This window comes from Aeromicrobium sp. 9AM (genome assembly GCF_902506105.1).
Taxonomy (GTDB): Bacteria; Actinomycetota; Actinomycetes; order Propionibacteriales; family Nocardioidaceae; genus Aeromicrobium.
This window is the reverse complement of the sequence record NZ_LR733307.1, coordinates 1-8,358: the sequence shown is the minus strand read 5'-3', so window position 1 is coordinate 8,358 and position 8,358 is coordinate 1. Positions and strand designations below refer to the sequence as shown.

Annotated in this window: 6 protein-coding genes; 1 reads left to right on the top strand and 5 read right to left on the bottom strand. The window is 61.8% G+C overall.

Annotated elements, in window-relative coordinates; translation table 11 throughout:
- Positions 1-243: 243 nt before the first annotated feature.
- On the bottom strand, positions 244-2,073 hold the full coding sequence (locus tag BOSE46_RS21320; protein WP_159543100.1) for an ATP-binding protein: 1,830 nt from the start codon (positions 2,071-2,073) through the stop codon (positions 244-246).
- Between the two features lie 204 nt (positions 2,074-2,277).
- Here BOSE46_RS21320 and BOSE46_RS21315 point away from each other — a divergent pair, with 204 nt between their 5' ends.
- The gene (locus BOSE46_RS21315) at positions 2,278-2,925 is read left to right on the top strand and encodes a hypothetical protein (RefSeq protein WP_236551861.1); all 648 of its coding nucleotides are present in this window, start codon (positions 2,278-2,280) and stop codon (positions 2,923-2,925) included.
- A 131-nt stretch (positions 2,926-3,056) separates the two neighbouring features.
- On the opposite strand, the gene BOSE46_RS21310 is transcribed toward BOSE46_RS21315, so the two are convergent.
- The 4 genes from BOSE46_RS21310 to BOSE46_RS21295 all read right to left on the bottom strand — a co-directional run bounded on the left by BOSE46_RS21310 (position 3,057) and on the right by BOSE46_RS21295 (position 8,202).
- The gene (locus tag BOSE46_RS21310; RefSeq protein WP_159543097.1) at positions 3,057-4,079 is read right to left on the bottom strand and encodes an aldehyde reductase; all 1,023 of its coding nucleotides are present in this window, start codon (positions 4,077-4,079) and stop codon (positions 3,057-3,059) included.
- 169 nt (positions 4,080-4,248) lie between these two features.
- Positions 4,249-5,151 (bottom strand): NADP-dependent oxidoreductase, encoded by a 903-nt coding sequence (locus BOSE46_RS21305; protein WP_159543094.1) that lies wholly within the window; start codon positions 5,149-5,151, stop codon positions 4,249-4,251.
- Positions 5,152-5,197: 46 nt separating this feature from the next.
- Complete coding sequence (locus BOSE46_RS21300) at positions 5,198-5,743, bottom strand: TetR/AcrR family transcriptional regulator (RefSeq protein WP_159543091.1); 546 nt, start codon at positions 5,741-5,743, stop codon at positions 5,198-5,200.
- 1,928 nt (positions 5,744-7,671) lie between these two features.
- Entirely contained in the window at positions 7,672-8,202 is a 531-nt protein-coding gene (locus BOSE46_RS21295) for a barstar family protein (protein ID WP_159543088.1), read from the bottom strand.
- Positions 8,203-8,358 lie beyond the last annotated feature (156 nt).

Sequence of the window (8,358 nt, the reverse complement as noted above, 5' to 3'; positions counted from 1 at the left end):
CAGACCGATAGTGAGCCACACCCGCAAACCGGGTGGGCAGCCCAAAAGAGAGCGACCCGCCGAGCACCTAGACCGAGTCTGGCCAGACACCGGCCCTGCCGAAAGTCTCTAGTAGCCCAGAATGACGTGACCTGGAGCGGCGCGCACCACAAAGTCGCTGGCCCCCTGTGCGCCGGATGAGGCGGCTCGGCTTCGCCCGTGAGCGAGGTGGCGTGCAAAACCACGAGCCAAGCCACTGGGGCATTAGTTCAGCTGGTTGGCGTCGCCCAGTGAGATCAAGGCCCGCACCTTCTCACCGAGATCATCTATGGCAGCGATGCGGGGTTGCCGAGCCAATACTCCATTCACAAAGCCGTCGCCGTTCTTGAAGGCTGAGGTCCGCTGGACGAACGAGTTCAAGATCCATTTGCCCCTCACCATCGTCCAAGGCATCGGAAGAGCACTGTTCCACGCTTCAGTTGCTTGTTGAACGGCATCATTGATCGTTTCGCTTGACAGCGCCGTGGTGTCTCGCGCTAGGTCGTTCAGCCTCACGATGGGGTCCGCCCCACGAGGACTTGGCCAAGAGATTGAGGTTTGCTCTCTCAAGATGCGTTGAGCAAGTTCTGCGATGGCATTGTCTTTAAACGAGGTCAGAAGACCCTGGAGCACTGCCTTAAGGTCCCCAATACTCGGGAACACCTCGACGTCAACGAGTTGCCCCTCCAACGCTGCTGTGAGGAATTGGTCGTCCGCCAGAAGTACGCCCTCGATGTCGGCAGCTGGCCACACGTGCACGAGGGGCGCCAACTCCGGGGAAGGCGCGACCGCTCGGACGTCGGCGTCGACTACGCCTACGATCGGAAGGTCGTACGCAGAAAGGGTGGCTACAGTCTTCAGAACCTCGGCACGTCCCCCTGCTGATCTGAGTCCAACACTTCCCAGAATGGGGAGGAGTTGAGGAAGCGTGGCGACATCGAAGTCGCCTTCGGTAACGAGCAGGGCATCAGCTTGAGTGAGCGTGCTCGCTCGGAATCCGGCCTCTCGGTACAAAGCAAGTCGATCGGACTCTGACTCAACGACTGACGGGGGCGCTGTGTAGGAGAGCCTGACTATCGCGTCGGGCGGCAACGAGTCCAAGATGGACGGGCTATGGGTCGCCATCATTAACGATCCCTTGGTCCCCAAGCCCGGCCGGAGGGCTTGGAGAAGTTTGGAACTCAGAGCCGGATGCAAGTAGGCATCGGGTTCGTCGATCGCCACCAAGCTATGTCCTTCTCCCGCACGGAAGACGCGACTCACGATAATCAGCGCTTGCCGCTCGCCGCTCGAAAGCTCGTGAACAGGGTGAGTTTCCCCACCGGGCAGCTGAATCCGCAAGTGTGAAGGGTTCTCCCGCGTCAGCGGAAGCAGAACCTTTGGGAAGAGCAAGGCGTCAACGGAGGCTTTGAACGACTCCCAACGGCTGAGCTCCACCGCAGCGCCGGCTTCACTTGGGAGAGCACCAGCGACGCAGAGTGCTTTCGCATAACTCTCGAACTCCTGGTCATCGAGACGGCCGAAATTGTGCACCGAATTCCGAGCCTCAGCGAGCTTGGAAAGTGCCAAGTCCTCAGTCAATTGTTCCAAATCGACGTTGCTGGACTGCGGAGGCAGCAGGCGTCGTTCCGCGGGCAGGTAGATCAGGTTCAGACTCGGTTGCCGCTTGAGAAGTTCAGGCTGCAGGAGGGCCTCGTGAACGGCGTGCCTGTTCGGTCTGCTCTCAACTCGCAATCCCGCTAGCGGTTGCTGCGTCACGATGATCGTCACCTGCGGTTCCGGCCTCCCCTGACCCCATCCCATTTGCCGGTCGAAACTCTCAATGACATCGATCTCCTGCGAAGTGAATTCGAAGGTCACCTCGACCACTGAGTCGTGCTCACCGTCACGACTCGGCGGGAGTGATCTCGTCCAAGGGACCAGGAGGCAGGCCATCAGTTTCGACTTACCGGTTCCGTTTGCTCCCGCGAATGCCAGCAATTGTGACGACGGAAGGCTGAGGTCTGTGTCGGAAAGTCCAGCTATGTTGACGGTCTTAACGTGCGTGATCTGCATGGCTTTTGCCCCGTTGGTGGTGCGACGTGGAGAAGGGTGCCGAAAGGCGTCGTACGCCGACCTTAGGCCGCCGTCGCGCCTCGGGGGGTATCTTCGCGAGTTCGTCAATCGTTCCGCGTCATTCCACCGCCTGCGCAGCGCGGCCAAGCCTGAATACTCTCGACGCGCCTATGAGCTGCAACCTGTAATGATCTGGATATGCGAATGCGCTTCTGGTCGTTTTGGAACGGCCACGTTCGGCCATGGCTTGACCGTCTGCCGCCACACATACACATGGCGCCGGAGCTCGCTTGGCTGACGAACAAATGGGAAGCGAAGTTTCCTGGTGTCCTGCCTATCGGGCACTTGGTTAGGGACGATGAACGTTGGGTCCGGTTCCATAGCCTGCCTGAGTCGAAGCGGTATGCGGAGAACGAGAGCGAATACGAAGAGTTGCTGCGGCGCCATCACGAAGTGCTGACCACGCTCAGCGCTCCCCACACTGATCTCATAGCGATCACGGCGTCATGGTCGCCCACGAAGTACGCACGTTCGCGATCTCGCGCACTCCAGAGGGCAGCTCCAAGAGCCGAACTCTGGCAATCAGTCGTCGTTGATCCGGACGATGAGGATGCATGGTTCACCAACCTCTTCGTGAGCAGGGTGGAGAATAGCCCGGCATCTTTGAACCCACTGCTGCGGCTGGTTGCCGACTTCGGCACATCAGACGTGCTTTTGACAACCCCCGAACTCACCTGGCTCTATCACCCATACGACGGCGGGGCCGACGTCATTGCCTCGTCGGTGGAACGGCGCGACTTGATACGCCAGGAGTTTGCTGACTGGTTGCCATCCAACTCGTCCGGGCTGTAACCGCGCAGACCCGCCTGAGCTCACAAATGGCGTCTTGAGAGGTGCGTCTTTCCGCCGCCTTTGCCCTAGCGCGAGCGCCAGTTGGATCGAAACTATTCTCCGAATCAGTCGCTTTCGAGACTCCAGCGGGATTACTCGCCCAGCAGGCCAATATCGCGGAGTGCGCGGGCAGTTGCCTCCAGCGCCTCCATGTTCGAGCGTGGGTCCCAGCCGAGGACAGTACGGGCCTTCTCGTTCGACACTCGACGCACCTTTCCCAATTCGCCGACCATGCCCGCCATGCCGGGGTCGGTCTTGGCCGCTTCCCGTACGACCTCGTCGGGTAGGAGAGGCAGTTGTGGGGATTCGTGTCCGACGACCGCGCGCAGAATCTCTGCGACCTGTTGGAACGGCAAGGGTTCACCGGTCGATGCCAAGAAGCGTTCGCCAGCGGCGGCTGGGTTGGTCATGGCCCGTACGTGCAGGTCTGCCGCGTCGCGGACGTCGACCACCGTGGTGGCGAGTCGCGGAACTGCGGACATGGCGGTCATCATCTGGTGCGCGAGTCCGATGGATGCGGACAGGTCTGCTGTCAGGGGCGGGCCGAAGATACCGACAGGGTTGATGACCGCCAGTCCAAGATCGCCGCCCTCGGACCCCATGAATTCCCAGGCAGCCCGCTCAGCCAAGGTCTTCGATCGAATGTAGGCGCTGAGAGGTGTGTTCACATTGGTCCAGCTATGTTCGTCGAACGCTTCGTCTGTCGGCTCATGTCCGTAGCCGACAGCGGCGAACGAGGACGTCATGACGACCCGGTCGACACCAGCGTCGCGGGAGGCACGCAGTACACGCAGCGCACCCTCACGGGCAGGACGGATCACATCGTCGTCGCTGTCCGGCATCGCAGGCGGAAACGGAGAAGCCACGTGCAGGACGTAACGGGCGCCCCGGACGGCGTCTGACCAACCCGCGGTTTTGGACAAGTCCGCGGCGACGAGCTCCAACGGGACCTCGCCCTGAACGCCTGCACGAGACAGCGCCTCACGGAGTTCAGATTCACGGCTCAGATCGCGCACTGTGGTGCGGATTAGGTAACCGGACTGGAGCAGTTGAGCGATGACGTGAGCGCCCAAGAAGCCAGTGCCTCCGGTGACGAGTACCTGGTCGTCAGTCATGCCATTTCTCCTCTTCGATTGGTGTCTGCGCTCATCGATGACGGAATCGTGCATGGTCAGGTCGTCTCCTCGCCGCGCCTGAACATCACCTGACTTGTTGCGACCGTCGGGAGTCTTTCCCGGGACGTCCGTCCGTGCCGCGGACACGGAAAGTCGTACGGTGCCGCTCTCATTCGAGAATGAGCACGATCTTGTCGTTCGTCTCGCCGGATTCAAGCAACCTGTGCGCCTCGGCTGCCTGCGCGAGAGGAAGGACCCGGCGATGCTTGAGGCGGAGCGTTCCATCGGCGAGCATGGGCATCGTCAGAGCAAGCGCATCAGGCGCGCGGTCGGGGCCTGGATGTGACATGAAGGCCCCGGAGATCGCAACCTCAGGGCCGCCGGTCAGGGTGACGACCCTGGTGGGATCTCCAACCCTTGCGACCGCGTCCGTGAGTCCGCCGTGTCCCGCCGCGTCGATGACAGCGTCGACGGGTCCGTCGATCCGGTCGAAAACCCTGTCGCCGTATGCCACAAACTCGCCGCCCACTTCACGGACAAGCTCTTCGTCCCGTTGGCCTGCCACTCCGATGACACGAATGCCGTCCGCGTGCGCCAACTGCACGATGATCAAACCGACCGAGCCACCCGCGCCCAGCACGACCAGCGTCTCGCCCTGAGCAGCACGGATCTCACGCAACGTCCCGACGGCAGCCTCTGCGGATGCGGGTAGTGCCGCCGCGGCATCCCAGTTCACCGATGGGGGCTTGGGACACCAGACCGATGTCGTCACCAGCTCGCCATAACCACCCTGCGCAGGAAGCAGGGCTGATACTTCGTCGCCGATGGTTGCGTCGGCACCTTCTCCAACGGCCTCGATGACGCCCGCAGCCTCGAAGCCGAGCACGTCGCCTGCATGTTGAGGGAAGATCCCGACCAGATGGCCAGCACGGATGTGCAGATCCGTCGGGCCGACGCCGGCCGCCTTCACACGGATGGCCACCTCACCCCGCCGCGGCTCAGGTGCTTGCACCTCCCGCCACTGCAACACTGCGGGCCCGCCGAACTCTGTGATCACCATTGCATGGGACATGGGTAACTCCTTCGTGTGAATGGTTTGCTCCAGCCGGATGGCGCCGTCACGTCAGCAATCGCTCACAAAGGCGCCGGAGCGCCTGTCGCAATTCCTCGTCGGGTAGTCGGTCAAGTGCGCGGAGCACGGGTTTGAGGTCCTGCAGCACGGCGAGGCCGGCGAGCTGGTCCACCGTGGGCTGCTGACCGAACAGCGCAGCCGCAAATCGCTCCGTCAGCGCATCCAACCGCGCGGCGACCTCCGGTTGGGAGCGCACCGCGGGGTCAGCGAAGTCGACCGGCGCCACCGTGCGGTACGCCTTGACCACTTCGTCGACGTATCCGGTGACAACCAGTTCGCGACGCGCCTGGATCGAAGACTGCGACTCGGCATGGTCCAGCAACGACTCCAACGCGGTCACCCGCTCATCCAGAAGCGCATCGAGGATCGCAGCCTTGGTCTTGAAGTAGTAGTAGACGTTCGCCTTTCGCACATTCATGGCGTCGGCGATGTCCTGCAGCGACGTACCCGCGAAACCGCGATCAGCAAACAGCTCACGAGCAGTGTCCAGCACCGCCTGCCTGGTCCGCTCGGCTTGCTCTGCTCTCGTCATGTGTCTCATCATACATTTCATTAGCCAATCGGCCAATGAAAGTGTTGTGCCGGTCGATGCAGTTCTCATGCGGGTCCTCGGTGCAAAACGGGAGCAATCGTGTCGAACCAGACATCTCTCCGGATTTGCCCCTGGCGCGTCCGTCATTCCGCCGCATGCGCGACGACCTCATCGCCAAGCGGCGACATGCCCCCCAGTTCCGCCCATGTGAAGACCCAACCCGCCGGAATCTCCCGATTGGCCGCCCAGAGCCAAGTACGTTGTCGCCATGATGCTTGCTCTGGTGGCTTTGCCAGTTGTCGTGGCGCCGCTCGGATCGACACGAGCTGCAGTGGTGGCAGTGAAGGCCCCTTGGACTGCGTCTTTCCGCCGCGACAGTGTGTGCAGCTTCAGTCACTGAGTAATACGGTCGGAGCGTGAAACACCCGCGGTAACCAACCACAGCCCAGCACCATCAGGCTGCGTTGGCGATCCTCACAGTCATTCCGCCGCGTGCGAGGCGGCTAACCCGGGCTGGTTGTCAGTGGGTGCGAATGTCCGCGACCATGAACGCATGCCGGAGCCGACATGGACGAGCTGGCGCGAGAGCCTTGCATTCTTGCGGGATTGTGCGACGGTCCCAGCAGCCCTGAGCAATGCGACGACTCTAGTGACTGCGCAACGTAGGTGGCGAAACCACGTGGTCGCTCGAACCTCAATGCATGACCTGCTTTTCACCCGACCTGACGAGGAATACCCCTTCACGGCCTCCGTGCGGGTACGTGCTGACAGCTCCACTTGGGCAGTCGAGACCATCTCCGATGAGCAGCAAGAGCGACAGGAGTGCACCATCGGCAACATTGACAGAGTCCTCGACGTGGCCCTGGGGCGACTCGTCGCGCCGCTCCACGTGTGCCGATTCTGCGGAGAGACAGCGGCAACCGACCATTTCGAGCTCTTCGAACAAATGCATTGGGTCTGCTTCCATTTCGAGTTCGAGCACCCAGATTTCGATCGTGATGAGGCCTGCACCGCACCCGCGTGCCCGTCGGCTGCCCGAGGACGCTAGACCTAAGAACCAGCCTCACATTCGTCTCAAGCGGCGCATCATTTCGCCGCGTGAGGTCATGAGCTTGGAGTCCAATCGTGGAATCGCTCGTCGTGGGTCGGTTCCAGCGATAGGCCAGAGAGCCCACCAAATCCACCCAGCCCCGATCGGCTACCTGAAAAGGCATCGCCCCGCGGCAAGGCCCCTTACGGCACGGGCCGTTGGTGGGGGTACTTCGTGCTCTTCAGGCCCTCAGAGCAGAGGCTGCACAGTGTCATCCGTTCCGGGCCGTCTGATAGCAGCGAGCCCGGTCGCCCACACCATTCGCATATCCTCCTTGACCGTTGCGCGTACCGCTCGGTGATGGCGTGCACCATCGCGAGCTCCTCGGCGGAGGCTCCCACGGTCCTTGGCCGTACTTGGTACGCGAGCGCGCCCCACTTCTGCTTGATTGCGTAGAACCGATAGTCCGGGAAACTGGCGGCGAGTTCGTGATGGCACTCACTGACCAGAGCCCGCCAACCCTCACCGCACCAGACGACTTCGAAGTCGGGGCTCAACGCGTGCGGGCGCAGGCGGTCCAGCAACTCGCTGCTGTTCCCCGGGTCAAGCACCCACATGTCGAGCCGCCCTTTCGTGGTCCGCGCAATCGCAACTACCGGGATGCTATTCGGGTTGGACTAGTGAGCGATCCTGTCACGATGTGTGCTTGAGCCGGCGTGACAACCGAGAAGTCGTTGGTAGTTGACCCCCAAATCAGGGTGGCAAAGCTCCGATGAGTCCCACGCGGCATCTGCGCGCATTGTGACGGAGCCCTTCGCGCAGACGCCGGGGCGCCGAGCGAACTCACCAGCGTCATTCCGCGGCGTGCCGGCGCGCGGCCTTTCGATGGGCGCAGGTCCTAGGCAGGTAGTATCCGCTTGCTGTCGAGCCACTCGCGGTGATTCCACCGAGTTCTCTCTCCTTGGAGAGGGATCTTGAGATTGGGATCGTCTACCTTCAGCATCACCAGCATGCGATGCCCGAACTTCATCGCGTAAACGATGGTGCCTGCGAAAGCCTCGACGATCGCAGCAAACACTCCCGGGCTGGCCGCTGCGAAGCTCCCCGCCTCGTCGATGACTATCACAGTCCCCTTGGCCGAAGGGTTGGTCCCGTATTCATGAGTGGCAACGTCGCCCAAGCAGTCGTTGAGGGCGTGGAAGTTGCGACCGTAGTAGTCGGGAAACTGCAGGCTCTGCGAGATGGAGGCATGTACGTCGGCCTCGCTAGTCCAGCCTGATCCGTCGATTTGGACCACTTCGTACCCGTCATCAGCAAGCGCGGCGGCATCCTCGCGCAGGTACTCCGGCCGCAGATACATCACAGGGCTTCCATAAAGTAGAAAGTCGAGTGGATGCGTCGTCAGCACACTCGTTTCGAAAGCAGCCATGCTCCCACGCTATCTGCGCGCAGACCATGCGACGCTCCTATGCTTCGTCAAGCCGCTGCGGGGCCGTTTTCGAGTAGTCGGTAGAGGTCGCGGGCGACGTAGCGGGCTAGGCAGCGTTTGATCTCTCGGTTGGTTTTGCCTTCGGCGGTGCGTCGG

Excerpts from the sequence above, each read along its gene's own strand:
- BOSE46_RS21320 (WP_159543100.1), bottom strand. The coding sequence starts at position 2,073 with ATGCAGATCACGCACGTTAAGACCGTCAACATAGCTGGACTTTCCGAC.
- BOSE46_RS21315 (WP_236551861.1), top strand. The coding sequence starts at position 2,278 with ATGCGCTTCTGGTCGTTTTGGAACGGCCACGTTCGGCCATGGCTTGAC.
- BOSE46_RS21310 (WP_159543097.1), bottom strand. The coding sequence starts at position 4,079 with ATGACTGACGACCAGGTACTCGTCACCGGAGGCACTGGCTTCTTGGGC.
- BOSE46_RS21305 (WP_159543094.1), bottom strand. The coding sequence starts at position 5,151 with ATGTCCCATGCAATGGTGATCACAGAGTTCGGCGGGCCCGCAGTGTTG.
- BOSE46_RS21300 (WP_159543091.1), bottom strand. The coding sequence starts at position 5,743 with ATGACGAGAGCAGAGCAAGCCGAGCGGACCAGGCAGGCGGTGCTGGAC.
- BOSE46_RS21295 (WP_159543088.1), bottom strand. The coding sequence starts at position 8,202 with ATGGCTGCTTTCGAAACGAGTGTGCTGACGACGCATCCACTCGACTTT.